Source organism: Actinoplanes sp. OR16, assembly GCF_004001265.1.
Lineage (GTDB): Bacteria > Actinomycetota > Actinomycetes > Mycobacteriales > Micromonosporaceae > Actinoplanes.
The window spans coordinates 2,747,501-2,765,105 of the sequence record NZ_AP019371.1 but is presented as its reverse complement, the minus strand read 5'-3'; the positions used below and the strand labels follow the sequence as shown (position 1 = coordinate 2,765,105).

Annotated in this window: 11 protein-coding genes, 2 rRNA genes and 1 riboswitch; of the genes, 1 reads left to right on the top strand and 12 read right to left on the bottom strand. The window is 66.3% G+C overall.

Annotated elements, in window-relative coordinates:
• Positions 1-32: 32 nt before the first annotated feature.
• The 8 genes from EP757_RS12785 to EP757_RS12750 form a co-directional block, all read right to left on the bottom strand.
• Complete coding sequence (locus EP757_RS12785; RefSeq protein WP_127545432.1) at positions 33-1,571, bottom strand: ABC transporter permease; 1,539 nt, start codon at positions 1,569-1,571, stop codon at positions 33-35.
• Positions 1,571-2,461 (bottom strand): ABC transporter ATP-binding protein, encoded by an 891-nt coding sequence (locus EP757_RS12780; protein ID WP_127545429.1) that lies wholly within the window; start codon positions 2,459-2,461, stop codon positions 1,571-1,573. Before EP757_RS12780 ends, EP757_RS12785 begins: the two co-directional genes overlap by 1 nt.
• A gap of 9 nt (positions 2,462-2,470) precedes the next feature.
• On the bottom strand, positions 2,471-3,058 hold the full coding sequence (locus EP757_RS12775; RefSeq protein WP_232050484.1) for a TetR family transcriptional regulator: 588 nt from the start codon (positions 3,056-3,058) through the stop codon (positions 2,471-2,473).
• A 30-nt stretch (positions 3,059-3,088) separates the two neighbouring features.
• A complete protein-coding gene (locus EP757_RS12770; protein ID WP_127545427.1) occupies positions 3,089-3,982 on the bottom strand; it encodes an ABC transporter substrate-binding protein in 894 nt (297 codons plus the stop codon).
• Positions 3,979-5,934, bottom strand: coding sequence for a bifunctional diguanylate cyclase/phosphodiesterase (locus EP757_RS12765; RefSeq protein ID WP_127545424.1), 1,956 nt, complete (start codon positions 5,932-5,934; stop codon positions 3,979-3,981). Before EP757_RS12765 ends, EP757_RS12770 begins: the two co-directional genes overlap by 4 nt.
• Before the next feature lie 99 nt (positions 5,935-6,033).
• Positions 6,034-6,792, bottom strand: a complete 759-nt coding sequence (locus EP757_RS12760) for an ATP-binding cassette domain-containing protein (RefSeq protein WP_127545421.1) — start codon at positions 6,790-6,792, stop codon at positions 6,034-6,036.
• Positions 6,789-7,802 carry an ABC transporter permease gene (locus EP757_RS12755; RefSeq protein ID WP_127545418.1) on the bottom strand — a complete coding sequence of 338 codons (1,014 nt, stop codon included), beginning with the start codon at positions 7,800-7,802 and terminating at the stop codon, positions 6,789-6,791. The genes EP757_RS12760 and EP757_RS12755 overlap by 4 nt, the downstream gene beginning before the upstream one ends.
• Positions 7,803-7,805: 3 nt before the next feature.
• Positions 7,806-8,843 (bottom strand): sugar ABC transporter substrate-binding protein, encoded by a 1,038-nt coding sequence (locus EP757_RS12750; protein ID WP_127545415.1) that lies wholly within the window; start codon positions 8,841-8,843, stop codon positions 7,806-7,808.
• A gap of 113 nt (positions 8,844-8,956) precedes the next feature.
• Between EP757_RS12750 and EP757_RS12745 the strand changes: the two genes are divergently transcribed.
• Positions 8,957-9,937, top strand: a complete 981-nt coding sequence (locus EP757_RS12745) for a LacI family DNA-binding transcriptional regulator (protein WP_127545412.1) — start codon at positions 8,957-8,959, stop codon at positions 9,935-9,937.
• Here the strand turns inward: EP757_RS12745 and EP757_RS12740 are convergent.
• The 4 genes from EP757_RS12740 to EP757_RS12725 all read right to left on the bottom strand — a co-directional run bounded on the left by EP757_RS12740 (position 9,934) and on the right by EP757_RS12725 (position 17,322).
• Positions 9,934-12,090 carry a discoidin domain-containing protein gene (locus EP757_RS12740; RefSeq protein ID WP_127545409.1) on the bottom strand — a complete coding sequence of 719 codons (2,157 nt, stop codon included), beginning with the start codon at positions 12,088-12,090 and terminating at the stop codon, positions 9,934-9,936. The two genes, EP757_RS12745 and EP757_RS12740, sit on opposite strands and share 4 nt — an antisense overlap.
• Positions 12,091-12,383: 293 nt before the next feature.
• Positions 12,384-13,805 carry a glycine hydroxymethyltransferase gene (locus EP757_RS12735; protein WP_127545406.1) on the bottom strand — a complete coding sequence of 474 codons (1,422 nt, stop codon included), beginning with the start codon at positions 13,803-13,805 and terminating at the stop codon, positions 12,384-12,386.
• Positions 13,806-13,825: 20 nt separating this feature from the next.
• Positions 13,826-13,916: riboswitch (ZMP/ZTP riboswitch) on the bottom strand.
• A 77-nt stretch (positions 13,917-13,993) separates the two neighbouring features.
• A 5S ribosomal RNA gene (gene rrf / locus EP757_RS12730) occupies positions 13,994-14,110 on the bottom strand.
• 95 nt (positions 14,111-14,205) lie between these two features.
• Positions 14,206-17,322 (bottom strand): 23S ribosomal RNA (locus tag EP757_RS12725).
• Positions 17,323-17,605: the final 283 nt, after the last annotated feature.

Here is a 17,605-nt window from a genome sequence, read left to right as displayed (position 1 = left end):
GCCCGGACCGGCCGACGAGCTTCCACCATCGGCTAGGCAGTGATGTCCCGCCTCCGCAGAGCCGACAACCCGATCGTCCCGAGCAGCACGGCCACCCCGAGCAGGACAGCCAAGGGCAGACTCGTGAACGTGCCGCCCGGCAAGTGCGGGACGTGGGTGAACGGGGACAGGTCGAGGACCCACTGGGAGACGTTGAGCAGCGGGCCCACCAGCAGCACCAGCAGGCAGGCGGCGAGGACGGCCCAGGCGGCCGGGGCGAATCTGGGCGCGGCGCCGATCAGGAGCATCGTCATGCCGGCCAGCACCCAGACGGCCGGCAGTTGGGCGAGGGAGGCGCCGAGGACCGGGCCGACGTCGCCGTGGACGAGGCCGGCCAGGAGTCCTTCGGCCAGCAGGGCGACGGCCGGGCCGAGCAGGGCGAAGAGCAGGTGGGACAGGGCCCAGCCGAGCCGGCCGACGGAGGTGGTGAGGACTGCCTCGGCATGGCCGGTCTGTTCTTCGTCGCGCATCCGCAGGGCGGCCTGCACGGCATAGCACGCGGCGACCAACCCGCAGATGGCCGCGGTCGTGGCGAAGTAGGCGTCGGTGACCGCACCGCCGCCGCCGATCCGGGAGAACATCTCGTCGACGCCCCGCGAGTCGGCGGCGAGCTGCACGACGCTGGAGCCGACGCCACCGAACAGCAGGCCGAGCGCGGCGAACCCGGCGGTCCACCCGAGCAGCAGGCCGCGGTGCAGCCGCCACGCGAGGGCCGGCGGCGTCGACAGGGAGGCGGCCGCGGAGGCCGGGCCGAGACGGGAGGCGATCAGGCCGGCGCCCACGTCGCGGCGGGCCAGCAGGTAGGCCGACAGGCTCACCGACAGAACCACGAACAGCAGCGCGAGCGTCACGGGCCTCCGATCGGTCTCCCCATAAGGAAAGACGCGGTGAACCCATCCGATCGGAGACAGCCAGGCGAGAAAGGATGCCGAGACGTCCCCGCCGAGACGCAGCACATAGGACACGGCGAGCGCGACGACGGCCAGCGACCGGGCACTACGCGCACTCCCGGACACCTGGGCGGCGACGGCACCGATCCCGGCGAACATCCAGCCGCTCAGCGTGAAGACGACGCCGAGCGCGATCGACCCGGGAAGAGGCATGGTGACGGCCACGATGACGCCGGTCAGCAGCGAGGCCCCGCCGGTCAGGATCAGCGCGGCGGCGAGCTGGGCGTAGCGGCCCACGACGGTGGCACGGATCAGCTCGGTGCGGCCGGCCTCGTCGTCGGCGCGCGTGTGCCGGATGACGGTGAGCAGCGCGGCCAGCCCGATCATCACGGGCACGAATCCGGCGCGCCACACCACCAGCTCACCGAGGCTGGAGCCGCGCAGGGGTCCGTACAGAGCGATGAAACCGGAGTTCGCCGAGCTGATCCGCGCATAGTCGACGCGTTCCTGGACCGTCGTGAAGAGCGAGTCGAAGGCGGAGAGATAGAGGTACGGGAGAAGCCCGAACCCGAGCACCCACAGCGGCATGATCACCCGGTCACGGCGCAGCGCGAGCCGCAGAAGAGAGAACACGCCGCGCATCACGACTCCCGGGAGTAGTGCCGCAGGAACAGCTCCTCCAGCGACGGCGGCTGTGAGATCAGGCTGCGCACCCCGGCCTGGACCAGCACCTTGAGTGCCGGTTCCAGGGAGGAGGCGTCGACGTCGAAGGCGACCCGCCCGTCGTCGGTGGTCAGATCGTGCACCCCGGCGAGGGCGGCGAGGCCGTTGACCGGCCCGGCCAGCTCGGCGCGGATCGTGGTGCGGGTGAGGTGACGCAGATCGGCCAGGGTGCCGGTCTCCACGGACTTGCCGGCCCGGATGATGGTGAGCCGGTCACAGAGCGCCTCGACCTCCGCGAGGATGTGGCTGGAGAGCAACACCGTACGATCGCCGCGCCTCTTCTCTTCGAGGATGACCTCCCGGAACACCTCTTCCATCAGCGGATCGAGGCCGGACGTCGGCTCGTCGAGCAAGAGCAGCTCCACATCGGACGAGAGGGCCGCGACGAGCGCCACCTTCTGCCGGTTGCCCTTCGAATAGGTGCGCCCCTTCTTGCGGGGGTCGAGCTCGAACCGCTCGATCAGATCATCGCGGCGTTTCGGGTCGAGGCCGCCGCGCAGCCGCCCGAGCAGGTCGATCACCTCGCCGCCGGTGAGGGACGGCCAGAACGTGACGTCGCCGGGGACGTACGCGAGTCGCCGGTGCAGCTCGGTCGCGTCGGCCCACGGATCGCCGCCGAGCAGCCGGGTGGTCCCGCCGTCGGCGCGCATCAGCCCGAGCAGCACCCGGATCGTGGTGGTCTTGCCGGCGCCGTTCGGCCCGAGGAAGCCGTGCACCTCGCCGGTCCGCACGTGCAGGTCGAGTCCGTCCAGCGCGGTGACCGGGCCGAACCTCTTGACGAGTCCTTCTACGTCGATGGCCTCTGACATCTCAGCTCCCTACTCGTGCCGATCGAGTGCCGCCATTGCCTGATCGATCTGTTCGGGTGTGAGCAGCGGCTGGGAGAAGATCTCGACCGAGGCACGCAGCATGCGCAGATAGCCGGGCATCGCGCCGATGTCCTCACCGAGAACCGCGGTGAGCTGGTCGCGCATCAGGAACATGCCCATCTTCATGGCGCCGAGGACCGCGACGAACGCCCGCGGGTCGCTCGACTTCACCTGGGTGGACTCCAGCCAGCGCTCGCCGTGCACCACGGTCTCCTCGAATGTCGCGAGGCTGCGCGGTGACCCCTCCATCAGGGAGCGGACGAGGTATTGCTGGAGGACGACGATGTCGGGGGTGATCGGGCCGATCGCCTGCGACTCGGTGAAGCGGATCTGGAGCTCGGCGATCCGCGCGAGCGCCCACTCGTCGCAGGCGTCGCGCAGCCCTTCCTTCGACCCGAAGTGGTGCCGCAGCAGGCCGGAGGAGACACCGGCGGCCTGCGCGATGTCCCGCACCGTGGCGCCGGAGATCCCCCGCTCGGTGAAGAGGGCCATGGCGGCGTCACGGATGCGGGCACGAGCGGTCAGGTCACTACTCACGCGTGTAGCGTACTACACAGACGTGTAGTTTCAGCTCCCGTTCACTGTCGCCGTGCTGACGGCGCTCGATGCGAGCCCCCACCGGGCCAGCAGCTCGCCGTAGACGCCGGAGTCGATCAACTTCTGCAGCGCCTCGCGCAGGCAGTCGCGCAGTGCGGGGTTGTCCTTCGCGACGGCGATGCCGAAGAGGCCGGGCTCGTACTGAGCCTCCGATGCGAGCTCGAAGAACGCGCTGGTCCGGGCGTCGCTCACCAGGTAGGCAGCGGGCGGGAAGTCGATCGGCACGGCGTTGACCCGGCCGGTGCGCAGCAGCACCAGCGCGTCGGCGTTCGTCGGCTCGCTGTCGATCACCAGCGGGCTGCCGTCGCAGGTCTGCGCCAGACGCCGCAGCATCTCCTCCTGCAGGGTGCCCTTCTCGGTGCCGACGGTCTGGCCGCAGAGGTCCTCGAGCCTGGTGATCTTCTCCGGGTTGCCGCGCTGCACCACGATCGACGTACCGGTGTTGAGGTAGTTGACGAAGTCGGCCTTGGCCTGCCGCTCGGCGGTGTCGGTCATCGACGAGAGCACACCGTCGAATTCACCGGCGGCCACCTCGTCCAGCGCTCCGCTGAAGTTGCCGACCACCATCTCGGCCCGCACGCCGAGGACTTCACCCATCGCCGCGGCAAGATCAGGAGAAAATCCGATGATGGTACGACCATCCGGCGCGAAGTACTCCATCGGCGCATAGCTCGCATCGGTGACCAGCCGGATCGAGCCGCGGGCCTGGACGGCCTGCGGCAGCCGGTCGTGCAACGCCTGGTCGATCGTCACCCCGCCGGTGACATCCAGCCCGCCGGCCACCGGCGCGACCTCCGCCGTCGTCGTGGCGCAGCCACCGGCCGCCAGCAGGAGCAGGACGGTCATCGCCCGTCGGATCCTCATCGGCTTACCCCTTCGAGATGCGGCTGGGTGGAGATCTGCGGCCAGGGCGACGGCCGGCCGAAGTGATAGCCCTGCGCTTCGTCGCATCCGGCCTCGGCGAGCCAGTGCCGTACCTCAGCGGTCTCCACGCCTTCGGCGGTGGCGCGGCTGCCCAGGCCGTGCGCCAGCTCGATCACCGAGCGGACGATGGCCTGGCTCTGCGGGTCGTGCAGCACGTCGGTGACGAACGCCCGGTCGATCTTGATCTCGGTGATCGGCATGCCGCGCAGCCGGGAGAGGCTGGTGTAACCGGTGCCGAAGTCGTCGACCGAGATGCCGACGCCGGCCCGGCTCAGCTCGGCGACCGCCTTCGCCGCCTCGTCGGCGTCCGCTGCCAGCGCCGTCTCGGTGACCTCCAGGATCAGCCGGTGCGCCGGGATGCCGGTCTCGGCGAGCAGGTCCAGGACGAGACCGGGGAAGCCGGGCACCTCCAGGTTGCGGGCCGAGACGTTCACCGACAGCGTCCAGTCCCGGCCGGTCGCACTCCAGCCGAGCTGGTCGGCGAGGGCGCGGCGCAGCACCCACTCGGTGAGCGGCACGATCAGCCCGGAGTGCTCGGCGGCCGGCAGGAACTCGCCGGGCGGCAGCAGCCCGCGGGCCGGGTGCTGCCAGCGGACCAGCGCCTCCACGCCGCACACCTCGCCGCCGGGCAGGGCGATCTTCGGCTGGTAGTAGAGGACCAGCTCGTCGCGTTCCAGGGCGTGCCGCAGCTCGGCCTGGACGACCAGCCACTGGTGCGGGTGCCCGGCACCGCCACCGGCGTAGACCACGATGTCGTTGGCGCCGCGCTTGCCCTGGTACATGGCGACGTCGGCGTGCTGCTTGAGCTCCTCGACGTTGTTGCCGTGCAGCGGGTAGATCGCGACGCCGAACGCGGCCTCGATGTTCAGCGGCACGCCGTCCAGCACCATCTCGGCGGAGACCCGTTCGCGGACGGTGGAGAGCAGCGCCACCGCGGCGGTGGCGTCCCGGCCGGGCAGCAGGATCGCGAACTCGTCGCCACCGAGGCGGGCAAGCACGTCGCCGGGGCCGAGAGCGGCGCTCATCCGGTCGGCGACCACCTGCAGCAGCTCGTCACCGGCGTGGTGGCCGAGGGTGTCGTTCACTTCCTTGAACCGGTTGAGGTCGACGAGCACGATCGCGCCGGTGCCGCCCTTGCCGAGGACGGCGTCGGCCTGCTCGCGGAACGCCGCGCGGTTCGGCAGGCCGGTCAGGGTGTCGTGCAGGGCCTGGTACTTCTGGCGGGCGGCGTACCGGCTCAGCGAGCGGGTGGTCCACCACGCGAGCAGCGCCAGCACCAGATAGAGGGCGGCCAGGCAGACGCCGATCTGCCACCACGTACGGCTCACCTGAGCGTGGAAACGATCAGCGACCGCCTTGTACGGCAGGTACAGCTCCAGCACGCCGACGGACTGCCCGGACGCGCTCGCCACCAGCGGCCGCAACACCCGGATGACCTCCGAGTCGATCACCTTGGCCCGAGGCTGGCCGTCGGCCGCGGCCTGGAAGTCCGGGTCGGTGATCGACACGCCACCGCTGGTCGAGCCGTCGTCGGAGAAGACCACCCGGCCGGAGAAGCTGCGCAGCCGCAGCCGCAGCACCGAGCCACGGAAGATCGCCTGCTCGGTCGAGTTCTGCAAGCCCGCGGACTGCGCCAGGGTGAGACCGTCGTCGATGTTCGAGCTGGCGCCGACGTCCTCGGCGTTCAGCGCGGGCGCGACCGCGATCTCGGCGATCACCGCGGCCTGGGCGAGCCCCTGCTCACGGCCCTGCTCGGCCGCATCGCGACGGTAACCCTCCAGCACCAGCGCGCCGAGGGCGACGACAGGCACGAGACTTGCTGCCGCGTACGTCACGAAGAGGCGGGAGCCGTTTCGCGCGTGCGGGCGCCTGCGTGCTCGGCGGAACCACATGCGCCCCTCATCGTCGCGATGCGGAACCGCTTGAGCAAAAAGCGCGGTTTCTCTGGAGCGTCGCCGGGATCCGGTCCGGCCGGATCCCGGCGAACCGGCTCATGGCGGCGGTGCCGCGCCCGTCATGATGGCGACCGCCTCCGACATGCTGTGCGACTTCGGGGTGATCACGGCGACCCGGCGGCCGAGCCGCTGGATGTGGATCCGGTCCGCGACCTCGAAGACATGCGGCATGTTGTGACTGATCAGGATCACCGGGAGCCCTCTGTCCCGTACGTCCCGGATCAGCTGCAGCACCCGGTTGCCCTCCTTGACGCCGAGGGCGGCCGTGGGCTCGTCGAGGATCACCACCTTGCTGCCGAACGCGGCGGACCGGGCCACCGCGACCGCCTGGCGCTGACCGCCGGAGAGCGACTCGACGGCCTGCCTGATGTTCTGCAGAGTGCCGACGCCGAGGTCGCTCATGTGCCGCTTGGCCTCCGAGCGCATGTGCCCGCGGTCGAGCATCCGGAACACCGACCCGAGGGGTCCGGCCCGGCGCTCCTCACGGCCGAGGAACAGGTTGTCCGCGATGTCCAGGCCGGGCGCTACGGCGAGGGTCTGGTAGACGGTCTCGATGCCGGCCGAGCGGGCGTCCATCGGGTTGCGGAAGTGCACGACCTCGCCGTCCAGCAGGATCTCTCCGCTGTCCGGCACGAGCGCGCCGGACAGCGCCTTGATCAGGCTGGACTTGCCGGCGCCGTTGTCCCCGATCACGGCCAGGATCTCGCCCGGGAGTAGTTCGAGGTCACTGCCGTCGATCGCGACGACCCGGCCGTACCGTTTGGTCAGATTCCTGGCCTGAAGAACCGGCGTCATGTCTTGACCTTCCTGATCCACTGGTCGAGCGAGACGGCGATCAGCACCAGCAGGCCGATCGCGAAGCCCTGCCAGACCACCTCGACGCCGGCCAGCTGCAGGCCGTTGCGGAAGACGCCGACGATCAGCGCGCCGATCAGGGTGCCGATCACCCCGCCGCGGCCACCGAAGAGGCTGGTGCCACCGAGCACGACCGCGGTGATCGAATCGAGGTTGTACTCGGTGCCGACGTTCGGGCTGGCCGACGCGAGCCGCCCGATCAGGATCCAGCCGGCGACCGCGTAGAGCAGACCGGCGATCGTGTAGACCGAGAACAACACCCGGCCGGTGCGGATGCCGGCCAGCCGGGCCGCCTCGACGTCGTCACCCGTCGCGTAGACGTGCTTGCCCCACGCCGTCCAGCTCAGCGTGTAGAAGAAGAAGCCGAAGAGGAGCAACATGACGATCGAGCCGTAGGTGACCTGGAACTGGCCGAACCGGATGCTGTTCCCGGCCCAGGTCATGATCCCGGGCATGTCGGCCCCGCGTACCGTCTCGCTCTGGCTGACCACCGCGTTGAGCGAGAAGAAGATGGTCAGGGTGCCGAGCGTGACGATGAACGGCGGTAGCTTGATCCGGGTCACCAGGAACCCGTTCAACGCGCCCATCGCGGTGCCGCAGGCGAAGCCGAGCAGCAGCGCCAGGACGCCGGGCAGGCCGGCCTTCACGCAGAAGTTCGCCATCAGGATCGACGAGAAGACCGCGATCGCGCCGGCCGACAGGTCGATCCCCGCGGTCAGGATGATCAGGGTCTGCCCGAGGGCGAGCGTCGCGATGACGGTGACCTGCGCGAGCACCAGCGACAGGTTCGCCGCGGAGATGAAGCGCGAGTTGACGATCGAGAACGCGATGATCGCCACGATGAGCACGGCGAGCGGGCCGAGCACCGGGTTGCCGTGCAGCACGTGCTGGACGCGCAACCCGATCGAGTCACGCTGCCGGACCTCGAAGTCGGCGGAGGCAGTCGTCATCGCTCAGCCCCAGCAGTTCTGCGCGCCCCACGTGGAGTCCTCGGCCTCCACGCCGGTCTGCGGGTCGTCGGTGATCAGCTGGACGCCGGTGTCGACGAACGTCTTGCCGGCGGTGTTCTGCGGTTTGGTGCCGTCCTTCGCGTACGTCGCGATCGCCTGCACGCCCAGCTCCGCCATCTTCAGCGGGAACTGCATCGAGGTCGCCCCGATCACGCCGTTCTTGACGTTCTCCACGCCCGGGCAGCCACCGTCGATGGAGACGATGACGACGTCCTTCTCCTTGCCCGCCGACTTGAGCGCCTGGTAGGCGCCGGCTGCCGCCGGTTCGTTGATCGTGTAGACCAGGTTGATCGAAGGGTCCTTCTGGAGCAGGTTCTCCATGGCGGTACGGCCGCCGTCCTCGTTGCCGTCGGTGACGTCGTGCCCGGCGATCCGGGGGTCGTTCTCGTCGCCGATCCGGTTCGGGTCGCCGTTGGGGATGCCGAATCCCTCGAGGAATCCCTGGTCCCGCTGAACGTCGACGGAGACCTGGTTGGCGTTGAGGTCGAGCATCGCGATCTTCGCCTGTTTGCCGTCGGCGTCGAACTTCGCCTTGGCCCACTGGCCGATCAGCTTCCCGGCCTGGTAGTTGTCGGTGGCGAAGGTGGCGTCCACGGCATCGGCCGGGTCGGTCGGCGTGTCCAGTGCGATGACCAGCATGTTCGCCTGCCTGGCCTTGTCGATCGAGGGGACGATCGCCTTCGAGTCGCTCGGCGTGATCATGAAGCCCTTGGCGCCCGAGGAGATCAGGTTCTCGATCGCCTGCACCTGGGCCTCGTTGTCGCCGTCCTGCTTGCCGGCGAATGTCTGCAGTTCGACGCCCTGCTTCTCGGCCTCCGCCTGAGCGCCTTCCTTCATCTTCACGAAGAACGGGTTCGTATCGGTCTTGGTGATCAGGCCGACGACCGGCTGATCGCCCGCTTCATCGCCGCCGCACCCTGCGATTCCGATGATCAGGATCAGGGCACAACCGGCCTTCAGGACTTTGGATCTATTGCGCATCTCTCCTCCCAAGTCGGGAGACAACGTTGTCTTGGAGTAGACGCCCGGCCCTCCGGAGTGTCAACAATGAGTTTCCAATGTGTTGCACACAGTGATTTCTCCGAGGGGTCGCTATGCGACGGCCGACAATGAACGACGTTGCGCGCACCGCCGGCGTGAGCCTCAAGACCGTCTCCCGGGTCGTCAACGGCGAGCCCACCGTCACCCCGGACCTCGCCGCCCGGGTCCGCGCCGCCGTCGACTCCCTCGACTACCGCCCCCACCTGGGCGCCAGCATGCTGCGCCGCAACGACCGTCGTACCAGGACGATCGGGGTGCTCCTGGAGGACGTGTCGAACCCGTTCTCCGGAGTGCTGCACCGGGCGATCGAGGAGGTGGCGCACGCCCGGGGCGTGCACGTGCTCACCGGCAGCCTCGACGAGGACGACAGCCGGGAACGGGAACTGGCCCGGGCGTTCCGGCAACGGCAGACCGACGGCCTGATCGTCGCACCGACCGGTTCTGATCAGGGATACCTAGCGCGCTTCACCGGTACGCCGATCGTCTTCGTGGACCGCGCTCCCTCCGGATTCCGGGCCGACACGGTGATCTCCACGAACATCGCCGGGGCGGCCGGCGCGGTTCGGCATCTCATCGCCCACGGGCACCGGCGGATCGCGTTCCTCGGCGACTACCAGCGGATACCGACAGCCCGCGAACGGTTCCGCGGCTATCTGCAGGCTCTCGGCAACCGGCCCGGGCCGGTCGTGCACGACCTGCGCGGCGAGGCGGCGGCCGAACGCGCCACGATCGCCCTGATGCGCCGGCCCGACCCGCCGACCGCGCTGTTCACCAGCCAGAACATGATCACTATCGGCGCGGTCCGCGCGCTGCGCCGCCTCGACCGGCACCACGCGGTCGCGCTCGTCGGCTTCGACGACTTCCCCCTCGCCGACCTGCTCGAACCGGCGGTCACCGTGGTGGCGCAGCATCCGGCCCGGATCGGCCGCGTGGCCGCCGGCGCGCTGTTCGAGCGCATCGACGGCCACGAGGGCCCACCACGGGTGATCAGGGTGGCGACTACCCTCATCCCGCGCGGCAGCGGAGAGATCTAGGGGAAATCGACGAGGTACGAAGGAACTGTCGCGGTGCCCTGTGCCGGTCCGCCGGTGTTGTTCACGACGTGGTCGATGACCCCGTTGCCACCGAGCGACACGGTCAGCAGGTCGTGCAGCTTCACGCCGGCGTTCACCGGCACCTCGAAGCCCCGATCGGCGTGGATCGACGGGTTCACGTTGAAGTAGCAGTAGCTGCCCATGCCCCACGCCTCGTGGCTGGTCACCGAGTCGGCCACCTTGTACGCGGCGTACCCGTTGGCGCCGGTCCGCCAGGCGGCCTGCGTCGGCGGGTCGTACGGCATCTCGTTCTGCAGGAAGTACGTCCGGCCGCCGTTGCCGTTCCACACCACCTCGTACTTCTGGTAGTGCTCGACGAACAAGCCGTACGCCGTCACGCTCTGACCGTTGACGATCAGCCCGGAGTCGGCCGTGTTGACCGTCCACCCGTACGTCCCGGCGTTACCGTGGTCGGCCCGCCACGCCCATATGTGGTCGATGATCACGTTGTTGCTGTTCACCAGCAGGCTGTTGGTGGCCTTGCCGGCGATGTAGCCACCGATCCGGAAGAACACGTCCTGGACCGTCGTCGGGTTGGCGGCGTGGCTGGCGCTGGAGCCGTTCGGACCGAGGACCAGCAGGTTCGCCGAGTTGGTGGTGCCGGCGTCGAACAGGATGCCGGCGATCTTCACGCCGTCCACATCGGCCACCTGCATCGGCGTGACTCCGCCGACCGGGATCAGCGTGGCGTACCCCAGGCCTAGAACCACGGTGTCGGCCCGGGTCACATTGATCGTCTGGTTGATCTGATAGATGCCCGGCGTGAAGAGCAGGTTCAGGCCCTGCGCGAGCGCCGCGTTGATCGTCGCGACCGAATCACCGGGCTTCGCGACGTAGAACTGCGACAGCGGGATCGTGCTGCCCGGCGTGTTCCCGTTCGCCCAGGACGTCCCGGAGGAGTTGGTGCTCAGCGAAGGGACGAAGACGCCGTTGTCGTAGAGGTACGGCTTCTCCCGGATCACCGGGGTGGTCGCGATCGTGGTGTACGGCGGGTTCGGGAACGACTGCGCCGGCGCGCCCTGGACACCCACGAACATCTGGTTCCAGACAGCGTTGGTGTTCGAGCCGATCCGGCTGTTCCGGGTGAACCACTGCTGCTGCGAATACTGCCCCTCGGAGCCGCTGATCCGGGAGTCGGCGATGTAGCCACCGGAGGCCCAGCCGTATCCGTTCGGCGCGAGGTTGAGGTCGCCGTGGATGTCCATCCGGCGGAACGGCGCGGCCTGCGAGACGGCCCAGCGGTTCGCTCCGCTGACCGGGTAGACGGAGAGGTTCTCCACCGAGCGCCAGAAGTTCTGAGTGGCGTTGCCCTGGAACCAGCCGGCGTCGACGGTGATGTCCCCGTTGATCCGTACGTCCTGCGGGTTCTGCCCGAGACCGATCACCGAGGTGTAGAAGCCGACCTGGATGTTCAGGTTGTTGTAGGTGCCGGGCCGGAACGCCAGCACGTAGCGTCCCGTGCCGAACTGCGCCGACTCCTGCTGCGCGAAGATCTGGTCGGCCCGGGCCTGGATCGCAGCCGACGACATCGACGGGTCGAAGACCACGACGTTGGCGCCGAGGCTGCCGCCACCGGGGATCGTCGTGCCGCCGGATTCGCCGAAGACCTTGAACTCCCAGAGTGAGTAGCCGTAGGCGGTGGTGCGCTGGGTCCCGTACATCCGCACGTAGCGACCCGTCCCGGAGACCGTGAGCGACTGGTTGCCGCCGGTCGCCGTCGTGGTCGAGTAGACGTCGGTCCAGGTCGAAGCGTTGTCGGAGACCTGGATCCGGAACGCCTTCGCGGCAGCGGTCTCCCAGTTCAGTTCGACCCTGGTGATCTGCTGCGAAGTGCCCAGGTCGACCTGCAGCCACTGCGGGTCGGAGAAGGCGGAGGACCAGCGAGTACCGGTGTTGCCGTCGACGGCTTCGGCGGCCGAGTAGGCGCCGGTGGCCTCGGTGGAGGAGGCGGTGGCCGGCTTGCCCTGGGACAGCAGCACTTCGGCTGCGGCGGCGCCGGTGGCGGCGACCGTGGTGAATCCGGCGACCAGGGCGGCGACCAGGCCACCCGCGGCGGCGAGCCGCCAGGGGGAGCGTCTCCGTAGGACGGACATGGGATCTCCTAGGACGGGTTCGGAGTTTTACGATCTTGGGAGAGCGCTCACCCGATTTCTGACGCTAGGAGCGTGCCCGTTCACAATCCAGTCTTCGGCTCAGTTCCGGAACCTCGCCGCCTTTTCCCAGGTGATGACGTGTTCACGCTGGTAGGCGAGCTTCGACCACATCGATAACTGGGAATCCGGAACCGGTTCCGCTGGCGTGTGTCACAACTGGCAATCCGTGTTTTCCGGCCTTCAACGACAAACCGCCCCCGGGAGATCCCGGGGGCGGTTCGGTATGTCAGTCGTCAGATGCTGACCGTCGGGTAGAGCGGGAACGGCGCGAGGAGTTCCGTCGCCTGCTTGCTCACCCGGTCCGAGAGAGCGGCGTCGAGGCTGAACTTCGCCTTCGAGCCCTCGGCCGGCGTGGTGTTCGCCAGCACGGTGTGGATGAGCTCGGCGATCTGGTCCATCTCGGCCACACCGAGACCGCGGCTGGTGAGCGCCGGCGTGCCGATGCGGATGCCCGAGGTGTACCAGGCGCCGTTCGGGTCGTTCGGGATCGCGTTGCGGTTGGTCACGATGCCGCTGTCCAGCAGCGCCTGCTCGGCCTGGCGACCGGTGATGCCGAACGGGTGCACGTCGAGCAGCACCAGGTGGTTGTCGGTGCCACCGGAGACCAGCTGCACACCCCGCTTGGCGAGACCTTCGGCGAGCGCCTGGCTGTTGGTGACGATCTGCTGCGCGTACGTCGAGAACTCCGGCCGGCGGGCCTCAGCGAAAGCAATGGCCTTGGCTGCCATGACGTGGGGCAGCGGACCACCGAGCACCATCGGGCAGCCGCGGTCGACCTGCGACGACAGCTCCGGCTGGCAGAACACGGCGCCACCGCGCGGGCCACGCAGGCTCTTGTGGGTCGTCGTGGTGACGATGTGCGCGTGCGGGATCGGGTTGTAGTCGCCGGTGAACACGCCACCCGCGACCAGGCCGGCGAAGTGCGCCATGTCGACCATGAACGTGGCACCGACCTCGTCCGCGATCTCGCGCATCTTCGCGAAGTTGACCTTGCGCGGGTACGCCGAGTAGCCACCCACGATGACAGCGGGCTTGAACTCCTTGGCGGTCTCCCGCAGGGCCGCGTAGTCGATCTGCCCGGTGGCCGGGTCCACGCCGTAACTGCGCTGATCGAACATCTTGCCGGAGATGTTCGGGCGGAAGCCGTGCGTCAGGTGACCGCCGGCGTCCAGCGACATGCCGAGCAGACGCTGGTTGCCGAACGCCTGGCGCAGCTCGGCCCACTCGGCGTCGGTCAGGTCGTTGATCTGCCGCTTCTCGAACTTCTTCAGGAACGGCACCTCGACCCGGTCGGCGAGGATCGCCCAGTACGCCACCAGGTTCGCGTCGATGCCGGAGTGCGGCTGCACATAGGCGTACGGAGCGCCGAACAGTGCCTTGGCGTGCTCGACGGCGACCGCCTCGACGGTGTCGACGTTCTGGCAGCCGGCGTAGAAGCGGCGGCCGATGGTGCCCTCCGCGTACTTGTCGGACAGCCAGTTGCCCATGGCGAGCAGCACGGCCGGCGAAGCGTAGTTCTCACTGGCGATCAGCTTCAGCGACTCGCGCTGGTCCGTGAGCTCCTGCGCGATGGCGTCAGCGATCCGCGGCTCGACGGAGCGAACCACCTCGAGCGCGGCCCGGAAGGCGGTGGATTCGGCGTTCAACTCAGACATGGGACCTCCCTATCACGAAGCGAAGAGGCCCAGGCGCACGGCAGGTCGTCGTCTCGACGGAGCCGCTCCCCGATGGTCAACCATCCGAACGCGCCAGTCACGGCCCGGGACAAGCATACCCGTCGCAATGCATGCGCAAAAACGAAAAGGCCCACCCGGTCGCCCGGGTGGGCCTTTCCATAAGTTGAGTCCGGCGGCGTCCTACTCTCCCACACCCTCCCGAGTGCAGTACCATCGGCGCTGGAGGGCTTAGCTACCGGGTTCGGAATGTAACCGGGCGTTTCCCCTCCGCTATGACCACCGAAACAACGGTCAGCAGAGCAACCAACAACCCCAACGCATTGGGGGTGGTTGTTCGTTTGCTGTGAATCACACAGTGGACGCAAGCAGAAAATTTAGGGTGGTTAAGCCCTCGGCCTATTAGTACCGGTCAACTCAACACGTTACCGTGCTTACATCTCCGGCCTATCAACCCAGTAGTCTCCTGGGAGCCTTACCCACTCAAGGTGGTGGGATACCTCATCTCGAAGCAGGCTTCCCGCTTAGATGCTTTCAGCGGTTATCCCTTCCGAACGTAGCCAACCAGCCGTGCCCTTGGCAGAACAACTGGCACACCAGAGGTTCGTCCGTCCCGGTCCTCTCGTACTAGGGACAGCCCTTCTCAAGTATCCAACGCGCACGGCGGATAGGGACCGAACTGTCTCACGACGTTCTAAACCCAGCTCGCGTACCGCTTTAATGGGCGAACAGCCCAACCCTTGGGACCTGCTACAGCCCCAGGATGCGACGAGCCGACATCGAGGTGCCAAACCATCCCGTCGATATGGACTCTTGGGGAAGATCAGCCTGTTATCCCCGGGGTACCTTTTATCCGTTGAGCGACACCGCTTCCACACGCAAGTGCCGGATCACTAGTCCCGACTTTCGTCCCTGCTCGACCCGTCAGTCTCACAGTCAAGCTCCCTTATGCACTTACACTCAACACCTGATTGCCAACCAGGCTGAGGGAACCTTTGGGCGCCTCCGTTACCCTTTAGGAGGCAACCGCCCCAGTTAAACTACCCACCAGACACTGTCCCTCGACCCGATCAGGGCCGCAAGTTAGATACCCAAACCAACCAGAGTGGTATTTCAACAATGCCTCCACCTGAACTGGCGTCCAAGCTTCACCGGCTCCCACCTATCCTACACAAGCTAATTCGGATACCAATGTCAAGCTATAGTAAAGGTCCCGGGGTCTTTCCGTCCTGCCGCGCGTAACGAGCATCTTTACTCGTACTGCAATTTCGCCGGGCCTGTGGTTGAGACAGTGGGGAAGTCGTTACGCCATTCGTGCAGGTCGGAACTTACCCGACAAGGAATTTCGCTACCTTAGGATGGTTATAGTTACCACCGCCGTTTACTGGCGCTTAAGTTCTCCGCTTCGCCATTGCTGGCTAACAGGTCCCCTTAACGTTCCAGCACCGGGCAGGCGTCAGTCCATATACATCGTCTTACGACTTCGCATGGACCTGTGTTTTTAGTAAACAGTCGCTTCCCCCTGCTCTCTGCGGCCATACCACGCTCCACCCGCAAGGGGCTTCACGCGTCCGGCCCCCCTTCTCCCTAAGTTACGGGGGCAATTTGCCGAGTTCCTTAACCACAGTTCACCCGTCGCCTCGGTATTCTCTACCTGACCACCTGTGTCGGTTTAGGGTACGGGCCGCTCGGAACATCGCTAGAGGCTTTTCTCGGCAGCATAGGATCAATGACTTCACCAGAACGGCTCGGCATCACGTCTCAGCCACATGCACCGCGGATTTGCCTACGGTACGGCCTACACGCTTACCCCGGCACAACCACCGGCCGGGATCATCTACCTTCCTGCGTCACCCCATCACTCAACTACTACCCACCGAGGTCCTAGTCTCCCTCATCGCCGGCCGAAGCCATAGACAAGTTCAAGTAGTTAGTACAGTGAGGTTCGTCGTTGGCGCTCCTTTGCGGGTACGGGAATATCAACCCGTTATCCATCGACTACGCCTCTCGGCCTCGCCTTAGGCCCCGACTCACCCAGGGCGGATTAGCCTGCCCCTGGAACCCTTGGTCATCCGGCGGAAGGGGTTCTCACCCTTCATTCGCTACTCATGCCTGCATTCTCACTCGTGTAGCGTCCACGGCTGGATCACTCCGCCGCTTCACCCGCAACACGACGCTCCCCTACCCATCCACACACCTGCACCAGCCGGTCAAGCCAACTGGCGGAGTTAATGTGTGAATGCCACAGCTTCGGCGGTGTGCTTGAGCCCCGCTACATTGTCGGCGCGGAACCACTTGACCAGTGAGCTATTACGCACTCTTTAAAGGGTGGCTGCTTCTAAGCCAACCTCCTGGTTGTCCATGCGATCCCACATCCTTTTCCACTTAGCACACGCTTAGGGGCCTTAGCTGGCGATCTGGGCTGTTTCCCTCTCGACTACGAAGCTTATCCCCCGCAGTCTCACTGCCGCGCTCTCACTTACCGGCATTCGGAGTTTGGCTGATTTCAGTAAGCTTGTGGGCCCCCTAGACCATCCAGTGCTCTACCTCCGGCAAGAAACACGCGACGCTGCACCTAAATGCATTTCGGGGAGAACCAGCTATCACGGAGTTTGATTGGCCTTTCACCCCTAACCACAGGTCATCCCCCAACTTTTCAACGTTGGTGGGTTCGGTCCTCCACGTAGTCTTACCCACGCTTCAACCTGCCCATGGCTAGATCACTCCGCTTCGGGTCTAGAACATGCGACTAAAAGCGCCCTATTCAGACTCGCTTTCGCTACGGCTACCCCACACGGGTTAACCTCGCCACATGCCACTAACTCGCAGGCTCATTCTTCAAAAGGCACGCCATCACCCCGCTAAAAAGCTAAGGCTCTGACGGATTGTAGGCGAACGGTTTCAGGTACTATTTCACTCCCCTCCCGGGGTACTTTTCACCATTCCCTCACGGTACTTGTCCGCTATCGGTCACCAGGAAGTATTCAGCCTTACCAGGTGGTCCTGGCAGATTCACAGCAGATTCTAGGAGTCCGCTGCTACTCGGGAACACTGCAAAGAGGCTTGGAATTTTCGTCTACCGGGCTCTCACCGTCTACGGCTGGCTTTCCCACACCATTCGACTAACAACAAGCTTTGTAACTCTTCGAAGAACTGTCAGATCCTTCAAGCAGGTCCCACAACCCCGAAAACGCAACCCCTGACAGGTATGACACGCACTCGGTTTAGGCTAGATCCGCTTTCGCTCGCCACTACTCACGGAATCACGGTTGTTTTCTCTTCCTACGGGTACTGAGATGTTTCACTTCCCCGCGTTCCCCTCACACACCCTATGTATTCAGATGCGGATGACACGACATGACTCGTGCCGGGTTTCCCCATTCGGACACCCTGGGATCACAGCTAGGTTGGCAGCTCCCCCAGGCCTATCGCGGCCTCCCACGTCCTTCATCGGCTCCTGGTGCCAAGGCATCCACCGTTCGCCCTTGACAACTTAACCACAGAAAACAAGATGCTCGCGTCCACTGTGCAATTCTCAACCAACGACCAACCCACAACCTCACCCGCAAAACACCATCACCGTCACAACGGCAGGTATGAATTGCAAGGCTGTGCCTGGCATTGAAGACCAACCCTCAGGTTGTTCTTTCAGATACCCAACAGGGTGCTCATCGCTTCCACCAGCCGCACCTGAACTCGTTCCTGCCCGGAAAATCCGGGTGTACTAGAGGAATCAGGCCGTTGCCGGCTTGAGCTAACCAGTGTCTCCGCCTTTGAGCACC

What these genes read in the sequence shown, in the direction of transcription:
- EP757_RS12785 (WP_127545432.1), bottom strand. Translation starts at nt 1,571, where the DNA reads ATGCGCGGCGTGTTCTCTCTTCTGCGGCTCGCGCTGCGCCGTGACCGG.
- EP757_RS12780 (WP_127545429.1), bottom strand. Translation starts at nt 2,461, where the DNA reads ATGTCAGAGGCCATCGACGTAGAAGGACTCGTCAAGAGGTTCGGCCCG.
- EP757_RS12770 (WP_127545427.1), bottom strand. Translation starts at nt 3,982, where the DNA reads ATGAGGATCCGACGGGCGATGACCGTCCTGCTCCTGCTGGCGGCCGGT.
- EP757_RS12765 (WP_127545424.1), bottom strand. Translation starts at nt 5,934, where the DNA reads ATGTGGTTCCGCCGAGCACGCAGGCGCCCGCACGCGCGAAACGGCTCC.
- EP757_RS12760 (WP_127545421.1), bottom strand. Translation starts at nt 6,792, where the DNA reads ATGACGCCGGTTCTTCAGGCCAGGAATCTGACCAAACGGTACGGCCGG.
- EP757_RS12755 (WP_127545418.1), bottom strand. Translation starts at nt 7,802, where the DNA reads ATGACGACTGCCTCCGCCGACTTCGAGGTCCGGCAGCGTGACTCGATC.
- EP757_RS12750 (WP_127545415.1), bottom strand. Translation starts at nt 8,843, where the DNA reads ATGCGCAATAGATCCAAAGTCCTGAAGGCCGGTTGTGCCCTGATCCTG.
- EP757_RS12745 (WP_127545412.1), top strand. Translation starts at nt 8,957, where the DNA reads ATGCGACGGCCGACAATGAACGACGTTGCGCGCACCGCCGGCGTGAGC.
- EP757_RS12740 (WP_127545409.1), bottom strand. Translation starts at nt 12,090, where the DNA reads ATGTCCGTCCTACGGAGACGCTCCCCCTGGCGGCTCGCCGCCGCGGGT.
- EP757_RS12735 (WP_127545406.1), bottom strand. Translation starts at nt 13,805, where the DNA reads ATGTCTGAGTTGAACGCCGAATCCACCGCCTTCCGGGCCGCGCTCGAG.